At 68.1% G+C, this 17925-nt stretch carries 18 protein-coding genes; 12 read left to right on the top strand and 6 right to left on the bottom strand.

Annotated features, from left to right (window positions below):
• Nucleotides 1–24: 24 nt before the first annotated feature.
• Complete coding sequence (locus AC1DXX_RS10285) at nt 25–765, bottom strand: IclR family transcriptional regulator (protein WP_478134077.1); 741 nt, start codon at nt 763–765, stop codon at nt 25–27.
• Between the two features lie 116 nt (nt 766–881).
• On the opposite strand from AC1DXX_RS10285, the gene AC1DXX_RS10290 reads away from it, so the two are divergent.
• From AC1DXX_RS10290 to AC1DXX_RS10310, 5 genes are all read left to right on the top strand, one after another.
• Complete coding sequence (locus tag AC1DXX_RS10290; RefSeq protein ID WP_478134078.1) at nt 882–1829, top strand: hydroxymethylglutaryl-CoA lyase; 948 nt, start codon at nt 882–884, stop codon at nt 1827–1829.
• Nucleotides 1822–3012 carry a CaiB/BaiF CoA transferase family protein gene (locus AC1DXX_RS10295; protein ID WP_478134079.1) on the top strand — a complete coding sequence of 397 codons (1191 nt, stop codon included), beginning with the start codon at nt 1822–1824 and terminating at the stop codon, nt 3010–3012. Before AC1DXX_RS10290 ends, AC1DXX_RS10295 begins: the two co-directional genes overlap by 8 nt.
• 32 nt (nt 3013–3044) lie before the next feature.
• Complete coding sequence (locus tag AC1DXX_RS10300) at nt 3045–3971, top strand: LysR family transcriptional regulator (protein ID WP_478134080.1); 927 nt, start codon at nt 3045–3047, stop codon at nt 3969–3971.
• Nucleotides 3972–4032: 61 nt separating this feature from the next.
• Complete coding sequence (locus AC1DXX_RS10305; protein ID WP_478134081.1) at nt 4033–4485, top strand: DUF2214 family protein; 453 nt, start codon at nt 4033–4035, stop codon at nt 4483–4485.
• A 6-nt stretch (nt 4486–4491) separates the two neighbouring features.
• A complete protein-coding gene (locus AC1DXX_RS10310) occupies nt 4492–6543 on the top strand; it encodes a fused MFS/spermidine synthase (RefSeq protein ID WP_478134082.1) in 2052 nt (683 codons plus the stop codon).
• Nucleotides 6544–6615: 72 nt separating this feature from the next.
• Here the strand turns inward: AC1DXX_RS10310 and AC1DXX_RS10315 are convergent, their stop codons facing one another.
• Nucleotides 6616–7035, bottom strand: coding sequence for a hypothetical protein (locus tag AC1DXX_RS10315; RefSeq protein WP_478134083.1), 420 nt, complete (start codon nt 7033–7035; stop codon nt 6616–6618).
• 130 nt (nt 7036–7165) lie between these two features.
• Between AC1DXX_RS10315 and argS the strand changes: the two genes are divergently transcribed.
• From argS to AC1DXX_RS10350, 7 genes are all read left to right on the top strand, one after another.
• The gene (gene argS / locus AC1DXX_RS10320) at nt 7166–8851 is read left to right on the top strand and encodes an arginine--tRNA ligase (protein ID WP_478134084.1); all 1686 of its coding nucleotides are present in this window, start codon (nt 7166–7168) and stop codon (nt 8849–8851) included.
• A gap of 8 nt (nt 8852–8859) precedes the next feature.
• Nucleotides 8860–9645 (top strand): SPOR domain-containing protein, encoded by a 786-nt coding sequence (locus tag AC1DXX_RS10325; protein WP_478134085.1) that lies wholly within the window; start codon nt 8860–8862, stop codon nt 9643–9645.
• 151 nt (nt 9646–9796) lie between these two features.
• Complete coding sequence (locus AC1DXX_RS10330) at nt 9797–10444, top strand: thiol:disulfide interchange protein DsbA/DsbL (RefSeq protein WP_478134086.1); 648 nt, start codon at nt 9797–9799, stop codon at nt 10442–10444.
• 195 nt (nt 10445–10639) lie between these two features.
• Nucleotides 10640–11359: a lipopolysaccharide transport periplasmic protein LptA gene (lptA, locus tag AC1DXX_RS10335; protein ID WP_478134087.1), complete on the top strand. Its 720-nt coding sequence runs from the start codon at nt 10640–10642 to the stop codon at nt 11357–11359.
• The gene (lptB, locus tag AC1DXX_RS10340) at nt 11356–12150 is read left to right on the top strand and encodes an LPS export ABC transporter ATP-binding protein (protein ID WP_478134088.1); all 795 of its coding nucleotides are present in this window, start codon (nt 11356–11358) and stop codon (nt 12148–12150) included. Before lptA ends, lptB begins: the two co-directional genes overlap by 4 nt.
• An 18-nt stretch (nt 12151–12168) precedes the next feature.
• Nucleotides 12169–13752, top strand: a complete 1584-nt coding sequence (gene rpoN, locus AC1DXX_RS10345; RefSeq protein WP_478134089.1) for an RNA polymerase factor sigma-54 — start codon at nt 12169–12171, stop codon at nt 13750–13752.
• Between the two features lie 10 nt (nt 13753–13762).
• A complete protein-coding gene (locus tag AC1DXX_RS10350) occupies nt 13763–15361 on the top strand; it encodes a phospholipase D family protein (protein ID WP_478134090.1) in 1599 nt (532 codons plus the stop codon).
• Between the two features lie 10 nt (nt 15362–15371).
• On the opposite strand, the gene AC1DXX_RS10355 is transcribed toward AC1DXX_RS10350, so the two are convergent.
• From AC1DXX_RS10355 to AC1DXX_RS10370, 4 genes are read right to left on the bottom strand one after another with little or no spacing between them, the layout of a single operon-like run.
• A complete protein-coding gene (locus tag AC1DXX_RS10355) occupies nt 15372–16019 on the bottom strand; it encodes a LysE family translocator (protein WP_478134091.1) in 648 nt (215 codons plus the stop codon).
• A 13-nt stretch (nt 16020–16032) separates the two neighbouring features.
• Nucleotides 16033–16659, bottom strand: coding sequence for a YceI family protein (locus tag AC1DXX_RS10360; RefSeq protein ID WP_478134092.1), 627 nt, complete (start codon nt 16657–16659; stop codon nt 16033–16035).
• Between the two features lie 52 nt (nt 16660–16711).
• The gene (locus AC1DXX_RS10365) at nt 16712–17299 is read right to left on the bottom strand and encodes a YceI family protein (RefSeq protein ID WP_478134093.1); all 588 of its coding nucleotides are present in this window, start codon (nt 17297–17299) and stop codon (nt 16712–16714) included.
• Entirely contained in the window at nt 17296–17910 is a 615-nt protein-coding gene (locus AC1DXX_RS10370; protein WP_478134094.1) for a cytochrome b, read from the bottom strand. The genes AC1DXX_RS10365 and AC1DXX_RS10370 overlap by 4 nt, the downstream gene beginning before the upstream one ends.
• Nucleotides 17911–17925 lie beyond the last annotated feature (15 nt).

Consider the following 17925-nt stretch of genomic DNA (forward strand, 5'->3'; position numbering starts at 1 on the left):
GGGAAGGAGCAAGAAAGAAGGCCGTCACACCTGCCCGCTGAGCTCCCGCGCCGCAGCGCGCACGGGCTCGATGTAGCCCTCGTCGTAGCGGTGCGTCGGCATCGTCAGCGTGACCGCCGCGGCGAGGCTGCCGTCCGCATGGAACACCGGCGCCGAGATGCCCGCCAGTTCGGCCGTGCGGTCGCCTACCAGTGCGCAGCAGCCCTGCGCGCGGATCGCGTCGTACAGCTTGCGTTCCTTGGCGCCGCGCGGCCGCTCGGCCTCGGGTCCGAAGGCGATCAGCACGCGCGCACCCGCACCGCGGTCGTTGGGCAGCAGGTCGCCCGCCCGCACATGGTCACGCACCACATGTGATGAATCGACCCGGAACTGGCACAGCCGCACCCAGCTGTCGCCCTGCTCTTGCCGCACGTGGTACGCCGCGCTCTCGCCGGTGGTGGCGGCCAGCGCGCGCAGCACCGGCAGCACGATGCGGTCGAGCGACTGCGACGCCGCATAGAGCCCGTGCAGCCGCGCGATCTCCATGCCCAGCGCATAGCGCCCATCGTCCTGCCGGCGGATCAGCCGTGCATGTTCGAGCGAAGCCAGCAGCCGCAACACCGTGCTCTTGTAGAGCTGCGTGCGCTCGGCGAACTGCGCAAGCGTCAGCGCTTCGTCGCCTGGCTGGAACGCCGAGAGCAAGCTCAGCGCGCGGTCGACCGCGGCGGCACCGCCGGGAGCGGCATTGAGGTCGGAAACCGATTCGGTCTGGGCTTTGCGGGGCATGGCGTGACTTGACAGTGAAAGTCGATCGGCGGTTTAATTCTGTTTGGCGGAATTTAGTTCTGTTAGATAGAACTGTCAAGCGATCAACATCCGATCGCTTCAAGGAGACGAATTCGATGACACCCCCCGACGTCCTCATCAGCGAGGTCGGTCCGCGCGACGGCCTGCAATCGGTCAAGGCCACCATGCCGACCGCCGACAAGCTGCGCTGGATCGACGCGCTCTACGCTGCCGGCGTGCGCGAGATCGAGGTCGCTTCGTTCGTGCCCGCGAAGCTGCTGCCGCAGATGGCCGACGCCGCCGAGGTGGTGCGCCATGCGATCACGCTGCCCGGCCTCACCGTGATGGCGCTGGTGCCCAACCGCAAGGGCGCGCAGGCCGCGCTCGAAGCCGGCGTGCACAAGCTCACGATGCCGGTCTCGGCCAGCGTGGCGCACTCGCTCGCCAACGTACGCAAGACGCCGGCCGAGATGGTCGAGGAGGTGCGCGCCATCTCCGAACTGCGCCGCGCCATCGCGCCGCGGGTGTTGCTCGAAGCGGGCATCTCCACCGCCTTCGGCTGCACGCTGCAGGGGCTGGTGCCGGAGGACGACGTGATCCGCCTCGCCGCGCAATGCGTCGAGGCCGGCGCCGAYGAGTCGGGCCTTTCCGACACCGTGGGCTATGCCAATCCCGCGCAGGTGCGCCGCCTCTTCAAGCGCCTGCGTGCAGAAATCGGCCAGCACGCGGGTGCGGCCCACATGCACAACACCCGCGGCCTCGGCATCGCGAACTGCCTCGCCGCCTGGGACGAGGGCGTGCGCACCTTCGACGCCTCGCTCGGCGGTCTCGGCGGCTGCCCCTACGCGCCCGGCGCCTCGGGCAATGCCGTCACCGAAGACCTCGTCTTCATGTTCGAGGCCATGGGCGTTCGCACCGGCATCGACATCGGGAAACTCATTGCGGCGCGCGCGCCGCTCATGGCCGGCCTGCCCGGCGAACCGGTCTACGGCATGACGCCCGAAGCCGGCCTGCCCAGAGGTTTTGTTCAGGGCTTTGTCCAGGAAACCAACGCACATGTCTGAAGCCAACCCACTTCCCTACGCCGGCGTCCGCGTCGTCGAATTCACCCACATGGTGATGGGCCCGACCTGCGGACTGCTGCTGGCCGACCTCGGCGCCGAGGTCATCAAGGTCGAGCCCATCGAGGGCGACAGCACGCGCCGCCTGCTCGGTTCGGGCTCGGGTTTTTTCCCGACCTTCAACCGCAACAAGAAGAGCATTGCGCTCGACCTCAAGAAGCCCGAAGGCGTGGAGGCCGCGCTGCGCCTGATCGCCACCGCCGACATCGTGAGCGAGAACTTCAAGCCCGGCACCATGAAGAAGCTGGGGCTCGACTACGACACGCTGGCCAAGCTCAACCCGCGCCTCATCTACGTGAGCCACAAGGGCTTCCTGCCCGGCCCGTACGACCACCGCACCGCGCTCGACGAGGTGGTGCAGATGATGGGCGGCCTCGCCTACATGACCGGCCGCTCCGGCGACCCGCTGCGCGCGGGCACCAGCGTGAACGACATCATGGGCGGCATGTTCGGCGCCATCGGCGCGATGGCCGCGCTGCGCCAGCGCGATGCCACGGGCAAGGGCTGCGAGGTGCAGGCCGCGCTGTTCGAGAACAACGTGTTCCTGGTCGCGCAGCACATGATGCAGTTCGCCGCCACCGGCAAGGCCGCCGACCCGATGCCGAGCCGCATCTCGGCCTGGGCGGTGTACGACGTGTTTACCGTGAAGGACGGCGAGCAGATCTTCCTCGCGGCGGTGAGCGACAAGCAGTGGGCCATCTTCTGCAAGGCCTTCGGCCTCGAAGAGATGCTGGCCGATCCGCGCCTGAAGACCAACAACGACCGCGTGCGTGCGCGCGACTGGATGATGCCGATCCTGCGCTCGCACCTCGCGGGCCACAGCGCGGCCGAGCTCGCCGCGGTGTTCGAGAAGAACGAGCTGCCTTTCGCGCCCATCACCAAGCCGCAGGAGCTGTTTGACGATCCGCACCTCAACGCCACCGGCGGCCTCGCGCCGGTGCGCATGAACGACGGCAGCGAGGCCAGGGTGCCGCTGATGCCCTTCACGCTCGGCGGCGAGCGCCCCGGCATCCGCCTGCAGCCGCCGCATATCGGCGAGCACAGCAACGCGCTGCTGAAAGAAGTGGGCTACAGCGACGCGGAAATCGCCGTGCTCAGGACGCACGGCATCACGACAGGCGACTGATCCCCGGCGGCGGGCGATATAGTTCCCGCCCCATGGACCGCCTGAAGCAACTCGAATCCTTCGTCTCGGTGGCGACCCGCGGCGGTCTCACGGCCGCGGCCAAGGCCGAGGGCGTGGCGCCCGCGATCATGGGGCGGCGGCTCGACGCGCTCGAGGAGCGGCTGGGCGTCAAGCTGCTGGTGCGCACCACGCGCCGCATCACGCTCACGCACGAGGGCAGCGCCTTTCTCGAGGACTGCCAGCGCTTGCTGGCCGAGTTCGCCAACGCCGAGGCCAGCGTGAGTGCCGGCGGCGTCAAGGCCAGCGGCCATCTGCGCGTCACTGCGCCGGCCGGCTTCGGGCGCCGCCACGTCGCGCCGCTGGTGCCGCGCTTTCATGCGATGCATCCCGAGGTGACGATCTCGCTCAACCTCAGCGACCGCGTGGTCGACGTCACCGGCGAAAGCTTCGACTGCGCAGTGCGCGTGGGCGACCTGCCCGACTCTTCATTGGTGAGCGTACGGCTCGCGGACAACCGCCGCCGCTGCGTGGCGACACCCGAGTTCCTGCGCCGCCACGGCACGCCGAAGCACCCGGGCGAGCTGTCGCGCTTTGCCTGCCTGACGCTGTCGAGCGATGCCTCGCAGACGCGCGGTTGGGCCTTTCGCATTACGGCCGAAGGCGGTACCCAGGAGCTGATCCACCTGCGCCCCAGCGGCCCGCTCGACTGCTCCGATGGACAGGTGCTGCACGACTGGTGCCTGGCCGGCCACGGCATCGCCTGGCGCAGCACCTGGGAGGTCGAGGCCGAGATCGACGCCGGCCTGCTCGTGCCGCTGCTCGACGATTTCGCCGCACCGCCCAATGGCATCTATGCGGTGTTCGCGGGCGCCAAGCACCTGCCGCTGCGGGTGCGACTGTGGCTCGATTTCCTCAAGGATCAATACGGACGGCCTGAATTCTGGGGAGGCATGCCTTAAGGCGCACCGGCGGCGTCACAATCTGTTTGCATTTGCAACCCGTTCCGGAAGAAAGCCATCGATGACCCTCGAAGCCATCCTCGCCTACGTGCATTTGCTCGCCATCCTCACGATGGTCGTGTTCATCTCCAGTGAAGCCGCGCTGTGCCGCGTCCAGTGGCTCAACGCCGCGGTGGTCGAGCGGCTCGCCAAGGTCGACATGGTCTACGGCATCGCCGCCATCGCGGTGCTCGCCACCGGCATCGCGCGCACCTGGTGGGGCGTGAAGGGCACGGCCTGGTACTGGACCAACCCGCTGCTGCATGTGAAGCTGGGGCTGTTCATCATCGTCGGCGTGCTTTCGATCTTCCCGACGCTGACCTACTTCCGCTGGCGCAAGACGCTGCGTTCGACAGGCAAGCTGCCGGTGGAAGAAGACATCAAGAAGACGCGCAAGCTGGTGATGGTGCAGGCCCACCTGATCGCGCTGATTCCGCTGGTGGCCGTGTTCCTCGCACGCGGCTTCGGCAAGTAAGCCGGCATGGGACCCGCCGGCATCCAGCTCCTGTTTGCCGGCACGATCTTCAGCAGCGCGTTCCTGCTGTTCCTGGTCCAGCCGCTCATTGCCAAGCAGATCCTGCCGTGGTTCGGCGGCTCGGCCGCCGTGTGGTCGATCTGCATGGTGTTCTTCCAGGTCGTGCTGCTCGCGGGCTATGCGTATTCGGACTGGATCACGCGCCGTCTTCGCGTGCGCGCCCAGGCGGCGCTGCACGTCGCGCTGCTGCTCGCGAGCCTCGCCTTCCTGCCGATCGTGACCAGCGCACGCTGGAAGCCGACTGGCGCCGAAGACCCGACCTGGTGGATCCTCGGCCTGCTGCTCGGCACCATCGGCCTGCCGTACTTCCTGCTTTCGACCACCGGACCGCTGGTGCAGTCGTGGGTGGCGCGCACGCCCTGGGGCGCGCAGGTGTACCGGTACTTCTCGCTGTCGAACCTGGCGTCGCTGCTCTCGCTGTTGAGCTATCCGGTGCTGATCGAGCCGCGCAGCGCGCTGCTGCAGCAGGCGCACGGCTGGTCGTGGGGCTACGGCGCGTTCGTGGCGCTGTGCAGCGGCACCACGCTGTATGTGGCGCGCCGCTGGGCCGATGCGGTGCCACTGCCGCAAGCTTCAGGCAGCGCGGCTGCCGCAGCCGTCGCCCCTGAAAAAAAACCGCCGCGTGCAGCCGACTACCTGCTGTGGCTCGCGCTGCCTGCGCTGGGCTCGTGGCTGTTGCTGGCGGTGACCAACCACATCACCCAGAACGTGGCGGCCGTTCCCTTTCTCTGGGTGCTGCCGCTCTCGCTCTATCTGCTGACCTTCGTGCTGTGCTTCGAGAGCGATCGCTGGTACCGGCGTGGCGTGTTCCTGCCGCTCGCGGCCGTGATGCTGCTGCTGTGTTCCTTCGGCCTGCAGGACAGCATCGGCGCCAACGTCAAGACCGCGCTGCCGATCTATGCGGCCGGCCTGTTCGCGCTGTGCATGTTCCTGCACGGCGAAATGGCCCGGTTGCGGCCGGGCGCGCGCTATCTGACGCGCTTCTACCTGATGCTGTCGCTCGGCGGTGCGCTGGGTGGCGTGACGGTGGGGCTGGTCGCGCCGCTGGTGCTGCCCGCCTATTACGAGCTGGGCATCGGTCTCGTGCTGACGGCGCTGGTGGCTGCGGCCGTGCTGCGCAGCAGGCGCTGGCTGCTGGCGGCCAGCGTGGCGGTCGCGGGCTGCTGCGCCTGGTTCCTGTCGCTGCAGGTGCGCGACGACACGGCCGATGCGCGCACCCTGCGGCGCAATTTCTACGGCACGCTGGTCACGCTCGACACGCGACGCGACGACCCGGCCGACGACGTGCGCCAGATGTACCACGGCTCGGTCAAGCACGGCGAGCAGTTCCTCGCGCCGGCACGGCGCAGCGAGCCCACCTCCTACTACGGCCGCACCTCAGGCATCGGCCGCACGATCGCTGCCGCCCCTGCGGGGCCGCGCCGTGTCGGCCTGATCGGACTGGGCGCGGGAACGCTCGCGGGCTACGGCCGGGCCGGCGACGTCTACCGCGTCTACGAGATCAACCCGCAGGTGTTCGAGCTGGCCGACACCGAGTTCAGCTTCCTGCGCGACAGCCCCGCCAGGATCGAGCGGGTGCTGGGCGACGCGCGGCTGGCCCTGGAAGGCGAGCCGGCGCAGGGCTTCGACGTGCTGGCGGTCGATGCCTTCTCGGGCGACTCGGTGCCTATCCACCTGATCACCGCCGAGGCGATGGATGTCTACCTGCGGCATCTGCGGTCCGGCGGCATCGTGGCCTTCCATGTGACCAACCGCTTCCTGGCGCTGGCGCCGGTGGTCGCGAAGATCGCCGAGTCCAAGGGCCTGCATGCGGTGCTGGTGCACGACGACACCTCCGACACCGCGTGGCTGCGCGACACCGACTGGGTGCTGGTCGCGCGCGATGCGCAAACCCTGGCGCGCGAGCCGATAGGTGCTGCGGCATCCGCCATTGCGCCGGTGGCCGGCATGCGGCCCTGGACCGACGACTTCAACAACCTGCTGAGCGTGCTGAAGTAGCCGGCGTCGCGGCCATGAAAAAGGCCCGCACGCGGCGGGCCCTGTTTGCGCAGGCTGAAGCGCAGCGCGGCTTCAGGCCTTGGCGTCCTTTTCGCACTTCTTCATGAAGCTGCCCTTGGCGGCGCCGGCCAGCGGCTTGCCATTCTTGTCGACGGCCTTGGCTGCGCAAGCGGGCGCTGCGGCCGCCTTGGCGTCTTTTTCGCACTTCTTGATGAAGCTGCCCTTGGCGGCGCCGGCCAGCGGCTTGCCGTTCTTGTCGATGGCCTTGGCTTCGCAGCTCGCGCCGGCGGCGGGAGCCGCCGCGGTGGCGGGCGCTGCAGGGGCTTTTGCCGCAGGAGCGGCGGGCGTGGCAGGCGTGGCTGGAGTGGCTGGCGTGGCAGCGGGAGCGACGACGACAGGCGCCGGGGCTTTGGCCGGGGCCTTGTCTTGTGCCTGTGCGGCGCCGAAGGAGAGACAGGCGCCCAGGGCGACCAGGGAAAGGAACTTCTTCATGGTGATATGTCCTTGCAAGGTGGGTTGTGACAGGTGCCCCGCCCCGGGGCCGACCCTCCTAACGGGCCAAGGTAACGATCGGATGACGATGGTTAACTGTGTCCGGGTTTGCCCCCGGTAAAATTCGCAGATGCTATTGGTCAAACAGGAGCTGCTCGCGGCGCTCGCGAACACGCTCGAATCCCTCTCGCCCGGCGCCGGCTCCAAAGCCGCGTTCGAATCGCCCAAGGTGGCAGCGCATGGCGATTTCGCCAGCACTGCCGCCATGCAGCTCGCCAAACCGCTGGGCCGCAAGCCCCGCGAACTGGCCGAGCAACTGAGCGCCGCGCTGCTCGCCACCCCCGCTTTCGGCCAATGGGTCGAAGCCATCGAGATCGCCGGCCCCGGTTTTCTCAACATCCGCCTCAAGACCGCCGCCAAGCAGCAGATCGTGCGCGAAGTGCTGTCCGCCGGCGACGCCTTCGGGCAGCAGCCCGCCACCGGCGAGAAGGTGCTGGTCGAGTTCGTCTCGGCCAACCCGACCGGCCCGCTGCACGTGGGCCATGGCCGGCAGGCTGCGCTGGGCGACGCCATCTGCAACCTGCGCGCTTCCCAGGGCGACACCGTCTGGCGCGAGTTCTATTACAACGACGCCGGCGTGCAGATCCAGACGCTGGCCAACAGCACGCAGCTGCGCGCCCGCGGCTTCAAGCCCGGCGACCCCGAGTGGCCGAGCGGCGAAAAGGCGCCCGCCTACAACGGCGACTACATCGCCGACATCGCCGAAGACTTCAAGCAGAAGAAGACCGTCAAGTCGGACGACCGCGAGTACACCGCGAGCGGCGACATCGGCGACCTCGACGCGATCCGCGAATTCGCGGTGGCCTACCTGCGCCGCGAGCAGGACCTGGACCTGCAGGCCTTCCGCGTCCGCTTCGACAACTATTACCTCGAATCCAGCCTCTACACCAGCGGCCGTGTCGAGGCCGCGGTGCAGAAGCTCGTGGCCGCCGGCAAGACCTATGAGCAGGACGGCGCGCTGTGGCTCAAGTCGACCGACTACGGCGACGACAAGGACCGCGTGATGAAGAAGCAGGACGGTACGTACACGTACTTCGTGCCCGACGTCGCGTATCACATCGCCAAGTGGGAGCGCGGCTTCCACAAGGTGGTCAACATCCAGGGCACCGACCACCACGGCACCATCGCGCGCGTGCGCGCCGGCCTGCAGGCGGCTGGCGAGGGCATCCCCGAGGGCTACCCCGACTACGTGCTGCACACCATGGTGCGCGTGATGAAGGGCGGCGAAGAGGTCAAGATCAGCAAGCGCGCCGGCAGCTACGTCACGCTGCGCGATCTGATCGAGTGGACCAGCACGGACGCCGTGCGCTTCTTCCTGCTGAGCCGCAAGCCCGATACCGAATTTCTCTTCGATATTGATCTGGCGTTGGCTCAGAACAACGACAACCCGGTCTACTACGTGCAGATGGCGCACGCGCGCATCTGCAAGATGCTGCGCGATTGGGGTGGCGAAGTCGCATCGTTGAGCACGAGCGATCTGTCCTCATTGGAGGCGCCACAGGCACAGACCCTCATGCTGCAGCTTGCCAAGTATCCCGAGATGCTGACAGCAGCAGCGAAGGATTTTGCGCCGCACGACGTGACCTTCTACCTGCGCGAGCTGGCGTCCAATCTGCACAGTTACTACGACGCGGAACGCGTGCTTGTTGACGACGAAACGCTCAAAAAAGCCCGCCTTTCGCTTGTCGCAGCCTGTGCGCAGGTGCTGCACAATGGCCTCGCGATTCTCGGCGTCAGTGCGCCGAGCAAGATGTGAACCTCACCATGAAGAAGACAACCAGACAACGCGGCAACATCGTCATCGGCCTGATCATCGGGCTGGTGCTCGGCCTGGGGGTCGCGCTGGGCATCGCGGTCTACGTGACCAAGGTGCCGATCCCGTTCGTGACCAAGACGCAGAAGGGCGGCGCCGAGCAGGACGAAGCCGAAGCCCGCAAGAACCGCGATTGGGACCCCAACGCACCGCTCGCCGGCAAGGCCGGCGCAGCCAGGCCCACGCCGCCGGCCGCGGCCGGTCCGGTCAACCCGGTCACCGGCGAGCCGGCCACCAACACCGCCGTCGCACCCGGCACGCCGCCGCCGCCCCCGGCGACCGCACCGGTGCCCGTGGTGGTCGCGCCCAAGCCGACGCGCGCCGCGCCGGTGCCGGCCGAAGCCAGTGCGCTGCCGCCATCGAACGATCCGCTGGGTGACCTCGCCCGGGCGCGTGCGGGCATCGGCGCCGGCTCGGGCTCGGGCTCAGGCAGCACGACCACGGCGTCCGCCGCGCCGAGCAGCAGCAACAGCAATGCGGCGGCATCCTCCGGTTCCGACCCGTTCATGTACTTCGTGCAGGCCGGCGCCTTCCGCACCACCGACGACGCCGAGGCCCAACGCGCCAAGCTGTCGCTGATGGGCGTGGAGGCCAAGGTCACCGAGCGCGAGCAGGCCGGCCGCACGGTCTACCGTGTCCGTGCCGGCCCGTTCAACAAGAAGGACGAGGCCGACCGGCTCAAGGAGCGGCTCGACGGCGGCGGCCTGGAGTCGGCCCTGGTCCGCGTGCAGCGCTGAGCAAGCAACTGCCACGAATAGCCTTTAAGCTTCGCCGCGCGGCGTTTGCCGCCACCATCCATCGCCTTGGGCGCGCCGTGTGCACTGTGCATCGGGGGAACTCCCCGCCGCGCGCCGGCTCAGTCTGCCGTACAACAGGAGAATTCTTTCAATGAAACGTCGTGACTTTTCGCTGGCCGCCACTTCGCTCGGGCTGCTTTCGCTGGCCGCCAACCCGGCCCGCGCCCAGGCGCTCGCGCCCAAGGCCGGCTCCCAGTACCTCGTGCTCGACAAGCGCGTGCCGGTCGATGCCCCGGCCGGCAAGATCGAAGTGGTCGAGTTCTTCTCGTACAACTGCCCGCACTGCAACGACTTCGAGCCGGCGCTCGAGGCCTGGGCCAAGGCGGCCCCGAAGGAAGTGGCCTTCCGCCGCATTCCGGTGCCGTTCGTGGGCAACGACGTCGAAGCCAAGCAGCGCCTGTACTACGCGCTCGAAGCGATGGGCAAGGTCGACGAATTCCAGCCCAAGGTCTTCAACGCGATCCACAAGCAGCGCCAGAACGTGAACGGCGATGCCAACATCATTGCCTGGGCCGCGGCCAACGGCCTCGACGGCGCCAAGTTCAAGGAAGTCTTCACCTCGTTCGGCGTGGCCAGCAAGGCCAAGCGCGCCTCGCAGATGACCGATGCCTACAAGGTGGCCGGGGTGCCGGCGATGGCCGTTGCCGGCCGCTGGTACGTGGATGGCGAAACCGCTGGCAACATGACCAACGTGCTCCAGGTCGTCACCTACCTGATCGGCGAAGCAAAGAAGGGTTAACCCCCGGGCTGCGCGGCACTTCGTGTCCGCTGCGCCTACCCCCTTGCAGGGGGCGACACCTGCGGCCCGGCGAAGCCGGTTTCGCGGTGTCTCCCCTGAGGGACACCCGGCCCGCCTTGGCGGGCTTTTTCATCCGCGCTGGTGGGCTGGTGCAATCCGCCGCATACAATGGTTCAGAGCAAGTTTCGTGCCTCTATGACATTGCATTCTTACCCTACCACTCCCCCCCTCATTCGTCGCATCGGCCACCTGGCCATCGGCGCGCTGTTGCTGGCCGGCCTCGCCTCGGGCGCCCTGGCCGAGACGGCCGACCGCACCAAGCCGATGAACATCGAGTCCGACTCGATGCGCTACGACGACTTGAAACAGACCAGCGTGTTCACCGGCAACGTGCTGGTCACGAAGGGCACGATCATCATCCGCGGCGCGCGCCTCGACGTGCGCCAGGATGCCGAGGGCTACCAGTACGGGGTGGTCACGGCGGCGCCGGGCAAGCGGGCCTATTACAAGCAGAAACGCAATGCGCCCGACGAGTGGATCGAGGGCGAGTCCGAAGTCATCGAGTACGACAGCCGCGCCGACAACGTCAAGTTCATCCGCAATGCCGTCATGCGCCGCCTGCTGGGCGCCACGCCGAACGACGAAAGCACCGGCGCACTGATCGTCTACGACCAGAGCAACGACACCTACACGGTCAACGGCTCCACCGTGCCGCCGAACACCGCCGTGAACGCGGCGAATCCGGGCGGACGCGTCAGGACCATCCTCACCCCCAAGGCGGCCGCCGCACCGAAGCCCGGCGCCTCCGCCCCGGCGGGCGCGAAACCTGCCGCGGCCCCGGCCCCCACACCCGCGCCTGGCACCGGCCTGCGCTCGACCACCACGCTCAGTGGAGAGGGAGAAGGGCACAAGTGATCGAAACCGCCGGAATCCAGGAAGCCAACAACGTCCCGGGCAGCCGCCTGGTCGCACGCGGCCTGCAGAAAAGCTATGGCAGCCGCACGGTCGTCAAGGACGTCTCGCTCGACGTGCAGAAGGGCGAAGTCGTCGGTTTGCTCGGCCCCAATGGCGCCGGCAAGACCACCTCGTTCTACATGATCGTCGGGCTGGTGCGTGCCGACGCCGGCGAGATCACCATCGACGGCGAGCCCATCGCCCACATGCCGATCCATCGCCGTGCGCGCATGGGCCTGAGCTACCTGCCGCAGGAAGCCTCGATCTTCCGCAAGCTGACGGTCGAAGAGAACGTGCGGGCCGTGCTCGAGCTGCAGCGCGAACCCGACGAAAGCGGCAAGGTGGTGGCGCTTTCCAAGAAGCACATCGAAGAGCGCCTGTCCGAGCTGCTGGCCGACCTGCGGGTCGACCACCTGCGCGACTCGCCCGCGCTCGCGCTCTCGGGCGGCGAACGCCGCCGCGTCGAGATCGCGCGCGCGCTGGCCACCCAGCCGCGCTTCATCCTGCTGGACGAGCCTTTCGCCGGTATCGACCCGATCGCGGTCATCGAGATCCAGCGGATCATCAGTTTCCTGAAGGAGCGCGGCATCGGCGTGCTCATCACCGACCACAACGTGCGTGAAACGCTGGGCATCTGCGATCACGCGTTCATCATCAGCGACGGGCATGTGCTGGCACAAGGCACACCCTCGGAGATCGTCGACAACGCCGAAGTACGCAGGGTGTACCTGGGCGAGCACTTCCGGATGTAAGGGAGGGTCGCGTTCTCCATGAAGCAAGGGCTGTCCCTTCGCGTCTCGCAGCATCTGGCGCTCACGCCACAGCTGCAGCAGTCGATCCGGCTGCTCCAGCTCTCCACGCTCGAACTGAGCCAGGAGGTCGAGCAGATGCTGGACGAGAACCCGTTCCTCGAACGCACCGCGGAAGAAGCGGCGCGCGAGGAATTCGGGCTCGATGCCGTCGACACACCCGTGCCGCGCGAGGAGGCCGGCGAGAGCGAATTCGCCTCGGCGCCGGCCAGCAGCGCGACGACCGCCTCCACCGACACCGCGGCAACCAGCGACGCCGATGGCGCCACTGCCGACACCACCGAGCGCGAGCCCGACTGGGAAGGCGACGGCACCGTCGACATGGCGCCCGACGACAGCGAGTGGGGCAGCGATGCGCCTGCGCGCCAGAACAACCTCGGCGACGACGAACGTGCCGACGCCACCGAGCTCGCGCGCAGCCAGGAATCGCTGCAATCGTTCCTGCACCGCCAGGCGCTCAGCCTGCGCCTGAACGAGAACGACAGCGCCGCGCTGCGCTTCCTGATCGAATCGCTCAACGACGACGGCTACCTCGAAGACTCGCTGCCCGCGCTGGCCTCGGGCCTTGCGGGCGACGACAACGACCAGTTCGACGAACTCGTGCACCACTTCCAGATGGCGCTCGGCCTGCTGCAGAGCCTGGAGCCCGTCGGCGTCGGCGCGCGCGACCTGGGCGAATGCCTCGGCATCCAGCTGCGCGCACTGGCCAGCGAGGACGAGGCCGAGGAGGCAGCGCTGGTCCGCAAGACCGCCATCGCCATCTGCAAGCAGCCGATGGAGCTGCTCGCGCGGCGCGACTTCAAGCGCCTGGCCACCCTGACGCGCACCAACGAAGAGCTGGTGCGCTCGGCGCTGCAGATCATTGCGCGCCTCGAGCCCAAGCCGGGCCGCCGTTTCGTCGACGTCGAGCGCAACATCGTGATTCCCGACGTGATCGTCACCAAGATCGGCCGCGGCACGAACGTGAAGTTCCGCGTCATGCTCAACCCCGAGGTGATGCCGCGCCTGCGCGTGCACGACATCTACGCCGGTGCGCTCAAGTCGCACAAGGGCGAGGGCAGCCAGGCGCTGTCGCAGCGGCTGCAGGAGGCGCGCTGGTTCATCAAGAACATCCAGCAGCGCTTCGATACCATCCTGCGCGTGAGCAATGCGATCGTCGAGCGTCAGAAGAGCTACTTCGTGCACGGCGAGCTCGCGATGCGGCCGCTGGTGCTGCGCGAAATTGCCGACGAGCTGGGCCTGCACGAATCGACCATCTCGCGCGTGACCACGGCCAAGTACATGTCCACACCGTTCGGCACGGTCGAGCTCAAGTACTTCTTCGGCTCGGCGCTCGGCACCGAGACCGGCGGCAATGCGTCGAGCACCGCGGTGCGCGCGCTGATCAAGCAGTTCGTGAGCTCCGAGAGCATCAAGAAACCGCTGTCCGACAGCCAGATTTCCGAGATGCTGAAGGAGCAGGGCATCGAGTGCGCGCGGCGCACCGTGGCCAAGTACCGCGAAGCCCTGCGCATCGCGCCCGCCAACCTGCGCAAGGCACTGTAGAAAGCCGCCGATGATCCGTCGCCTGCTGTCGTGTTGTGGGCACTGGGTCTTCGTCGTGGCGGCATCGTTGCTGTTCGCAGGCTGCGCCACCCTGCCCGACGAAGCGCCACGCCCGCCCACCAAGGCCCTCGCCGTCTCGGCCGACACGGCCCTCGGCAAGATCGCGCTGGCCTCCCAGCCCGACCCCGACCTCAGCGGCTTCCGCCTGATGCCGGGCGGCGACTTCGCCTTCGACACCCGCATCCAGCTCGCGCGCCGCGCCCAGCGCACGCTCGACGTGCAGTACTACCAGATCGAGAACGACGAGACCGGCCGCTACCTGCTGCGCACCCTGCGCGATGCGGCGCAGCGCGGCGTGCGCGTGCGGCTGCTGATGGACGACCTCTACACCTCGGGCGAAGACGAACTGCTGCTCGGGCTGGCCGCCACGCCGAACGTCGAGCTGCGCCTCTTCAATCCGTTTCCGGCCGGGCGCGGCAGCCTGCTGCGGCGCTTCACCGCCTCGCTCTTCGACTTCAGCCGCGTCAACCGGCGCATGCACAACAAGCTCTTCATCGCCGACGGCGCGATGGCGGTGGCGGGTGGCCGCAACATCGGCAACCAGTACTTCAGGCGCAACTCGGGCCAGAACTTCATCGACCTCGACACCTTCGTGACCGGCGCGCTGATCCCGCGCCTGGGCACCCTGTTCGACCAGTACTGGAACAGCGTCCATGTGCGGCCGATCCAGTCGGTGGTGGCGAGCGGCCTGTCGCGCGAGAAGCTGCAGAAGCGCTTCGACGCCGCCACCGGCCCCGACACCACGCCGCCGCCGCCGAAGCCCGCCCCCAACGACCTGCTGGGCTACAGCCCGCTGGTCGAGGACCTCGACACCGGCAAGCTCGGCCTGATCTGGGCCATCGCCGAGGCGTACGCCGATTCGCCCGAGCGCGTGATCGGCAAGACCGCCTCGTACGGCGGCGTGCCGCTGCTCGACGTCGACAGCGTGCGCTACAACGTGGTCGAGCAGATGCGCCGCGCGCGCTCCGAGGTGACCATCGTCTCGCCCTACCTGATCCCGGGCGCCGCGGGGCTCGAGGTGATGCGCGAGATCCGCCGGCGCAACGTGAAGATCAGCGTGGTGACCAACTCGCTCGCCGCCACCGACGAGCCGCTGGTGCACACCGCGTACCGCCGCTACCGGCCCGAGATGCTCACGCTCGGCGCCGACCTCTACGAGCTGAGCACCACGCGCACGCGGCGCAGCGTGCGGCTCGGGTTGTTCGGCACCTCGGTGGGGCGGCTGCATGCCAAGTCGGCGGTGATCGACCGGCGCATCCTCTTCGTCGGCTCGATGAACTTCGATCCGCGCTCCGAGACGCACAACACCGAGATCGGCCTCTTCATCCGCAGCGCCGAGATGGCGCAGCAGACGCTCAAGCTCATCGACGTGCTCAAGCAGCAGGGCGCCTATCGTCTGCGCTTCGCCGAAGGCAGCGCGTCGCGCATCGAGTGGATCAGCGAAGAAGCGGGCAAGACCACGGTGCTCGACGAGGAGCCCGACTCCGGCTTCTGGGACCGCACGATGCTCGAACTGCTGGCGCCGCTGACGCCGGAGAGCCTGCTGTAGACCCGGCCGGTCAGTTGCCGCGCACGGCCGACCAGACCAGCCGCAGGCCCAGCAGGCCCATCACGCCGCCTGCGGCGCGGTCGATCCAGACCTTGTAGCGCAGGTAGGCCGAACGCGGCGCCGCCGAGGACAGCGCCAGCGCGACGATGGCGTACCAGCCCGTCTCGATGCAGAAGATCACGACCGGCACCGCGAGCGCCAGCACCAGCGGCACCTCGCGCGGCAGGAAGGCCGCGAAGATGCTCGCGTAGACCACGGCCGTCTTCGGGTTGCTGACCTGCGTGGCCAGCCCCAGCAGGAAGGTGCGCCCGCCGCGGCCCTGCTGCCCGGGCGATGTGCCGGCTGCATCCTGCGTCATCGTGAGCGGCTGCCGTGCGCCGCGCCAGATGCGGATGCCGAGGTAGATCAGGTACGCGCCACCGAAGCCCTTGATGGCGAGGTAAAGCCCCGGCACCGCGAGAAACGCCGCCTGCAGTCCGGCCAGCGCCGCAATTGCGAAGACGATGCCGCCTGCGCCCATGCCCAACGCCGCGGCCAGCCCGTCGCCGCGCGAAGCCACGGCCGTGCGCGCCACCATGACGAAGCTCGGGCCCGGGCTCATGGCGCCGACGGCCATGGCGCCGGCGATGCCGAGCAGGGAAAGCGTGGTGTCCATCATCGCGTGGCTCCGGCTATTGCTGCACGTTTACCGCTTCGACCTGCACCAGCAGCTTCACCTTGTTCTCGAAGCCGAAGTTCAGGCCCCAGGTGATGCCCCAGTCGCTGCGCTGCACGGTGGTCTCGAAGTCGCCGCCGCACACCTGGCGGTTGATCAGCGGGTTGAGGTAGCAGTTGAAGCGCACGGCCTTCAGCGTCACCGGCTTGGTCTGGCCCATCAGCGTGAGCGTGCCCGGCACGTCGACCACCTTGTCGCCGCTGATGTCGATGCGGTCGGCCACGAAGCGGCCGGTCGGGAATTCGGCGACGTTGAAGAAATCCTTGCTCTGCACATGGCGGTTGAGCAGGTCGACGCCGGTGTTGATGGTGCCGATGTCCATCGTGATGTCGACCTTGCCGCTGGTGCCCGTGCCATCGATCTGCACCGAGCCGTCCTTGGTGCTGAAGCGGCCGCGGTTGGTGGTGGTGCCGTAGTGGCCCATCTCGTACATCACGAAGGTGTGCGTCGGGTCGATCACGTAGCTGGCGTTCTTCGCGGGGCCGCCCGCAGGTTTGGCGGCCACGGGCGGGGTGAATTCCTGGGCCGAGGCCCACGGGACGACCGTGGCCGACAACACCGAGGCAAGGAGGAGCTTCTTCATGGCGGTGGGTGTGTGGAACATGGAAGAGTGCAATGAGAAAAGAGGGTTGGCGTCAAAGCGGCCCGAGGCCCGAGAGCGTGAGCTTGAAGCGCACCTGCACCTCGTTGCCGACCACCGAGGTGTCGGTCCATTCGCCGTCGCCCACCTTGTAGTCGAGCCGCTGGATCGTGAAGCTTCCGGTGGCCACCGCGTGGTAGCCGTCGGCCGGCGCGATGCTGACGGGCACCGTCACGTACTTCGCCGTGCCCTTGATGGTGAGCTTGCCCGCCATCTCGAACTTGCCGTCGCCCAGCGCCTTGATGGCGGTCGACTGGAAGCTCGCCTGCGGAAAGCGCGCGGCATCGAACCATGGCGCCTTGGGCAGCTCGGCATCGCTCATCGGCACGCCGAAGGCGGCGCTCGCGGTGTCGATCTGCAGGGCGACCGTGCCGCCCTCGGGTTTCTTCGGGTCGAAGGCGATCTGGGCGTCGAACTTCTTGAAGCTGCCTTCCACCGGCACGCCCATCTGCTTGCTGACGAAGACGATCTGGCTCTTGTCGGCCACCAGCTTCGCGGCCGGCGCGGCGGCGGCCGGCATCGGTGCGGCGAAGGCCAGTGCCGGCAGCATCAGGAGGGACAAGGGGCGAAAGAGGCGCGTCATCCGGCAGATTCCTTGCGTGGCCCGGGCCACATGCGTTTCAGAAGACCGTCGCGGTCGATGAAGTGGTGCTTGAGCGCCGCCGCCACGTGCAGCAGCGTGACGCCCGCCAGCGTGAAGGCGCTGCCCTTGTGCAGCGGCTTGAGTATGGCCTCGGCGAAATCCTTGTCCACCGGCACGAAGTCGGGCAGCGGCAGCACGCCGAACCACACGACCGGAATGCCCAGGCCCGAGGTGTAGGCCCAGCCGAACAGCGGCACCGCGAAGAACAGCAGGTACATCAGTGCGTGGCTGACCCGATAGCCCGCCAGCTGCCAGCGCGGCATGGCGGCCAGCACGTGCGCGGGTATCGCGGGCGGGCGATGGACGAGCCGCCACAGCAGCCGCAGCGCCGACAGCACGAGGATCGTGATGCCGGCCCACTTGTGCCAGTTGTAGAGCTTGAGGCGCTGCGGCGAGAAGGGCAGGCCCGTCATGTAGAGCCCCACGCCGAGGGAGGTGACGATCATGGCCGCGAGCAGCCAGTGCAGCACGATCGCGACCAGGCCATAGCGCTGGTTGCGCAGGCCGTGCGGATCGGCGGCAACGGGGTGAAGGGGAGGGGCGACGGACATCGGGGCGGGACCTGC

The organism is Variovorax sp. P4_B10, from assembly GCF_056402375.1.

Coding starts and splice junctions, on each gene's coding strand:
- AC1DXX_RS10370 (WP_478134094.1), bottom strand. CDS start 17,910: ATGTCCGTCGCCCCTCCCCTTCACCCCGTTGCCGCCGATCCGCACGGC.
- rpoN (WP_478134089.1), top strand. CDS start 12,169: ATGAAGCAAGGGCTGTCCCTTCGCGTCTCGCAGCATCTGGCGCTCACG.
- AC1DXX_RS10360 (WP_478134092.1), bottom strand. CDS start 16,659: ATGAAGAAGCTCCTCCTTGCCTCGGTGTTGTCGGCCACGGTCGTCCCG.
- AC1DXX_RS10305 (WP_478134081.1), top strand. CDS start 4,033: ATGACCCTCGAAGCCATCCTCGCCTACGTGCATTTGCTCGCCATCCTC.
- AC1DXX_RS10310 (WP_478134082.1), top strand. CDS start 4,492: ATGGGACCCGCCGGCATCCAGCTCCTGTTTGCCGGCACGATCTTCAGC.
- AC1DXX_RS10285 (WP_478134077.1), bottom strand. CDS start 765: ATGCCCCGCAAAGCCCAGACCGAATCGGTTTCCGACCTCAATGCCGCT.
- AC1DXX_RS10355 (WP_478134091.1), bottom strand. CDS start 16,019: ATGATGGACACCACGCTTTCCCTGCTCGGCATCGCCGGCGCCATGGCC.
- AC1DXX_RS10325 (WP_478134085.1), top strand. CDS start 8,860: ATGAAGAAGACAACCAGACAACGCGGCAACATCGTCATCGGCCTGATC.
- AC1DXX_RS10350 (WP_478134090.1), top strand. CDS start 13,763: ATGATCCGTCGCCTGCTGTCGTGTTGTGGGCACTGGGTCTTCGTCGTG.
- AC1DXX_RS10300 (WP_478134080.1), top strand. CDS start 3,045: ATGGACCGCCTGAAGCAACTCGAATCCTTCGTCTCGGTGGCGACCCGC.
- AC1DXX_RS10365 (WP_478134093.1), bottom strand. CDS start 17,299: ATGACGCGCCTCTTTCGCCCCTTGTCCCTCCTGATGCTGCCGGCACTG.
- AC1DXX_RS10315 (WP_478134083.1), bottom strand. CDS start 7,035: ATGAAGAAGTTCCTTTCCCTGGTCGCCCTGGGCGCCTGTCTCTCCTTC.
- lptA (WP_478134087.1), top strand. CDS start 10,640: ATGACATTGCATTCTTACCCTACCACTCCCCCCCTCATTCGTCGCATC.
- argS (WP_478134084.1), top strand. CDS start 7,166: ATGCTATTGGTCAAACAGGAGCTGCTCGCGGCGCTCGCGAACACGCTC.
- AC1DXX_RS10295 (WP_478134079.1), top strand. CDS start 1,822: ATGTCTGAAGCCAACCCACTTCCCTACGCCGGCGTCCGCGTCGTCGAA.
- AC1DXX_RS10330 (WP_478134086.1), top strand. CDS start 9,797: ATGAAACGTCGTGACTTTTCGCTGGCCGCCACTTCGCTCGGGCTGCTT.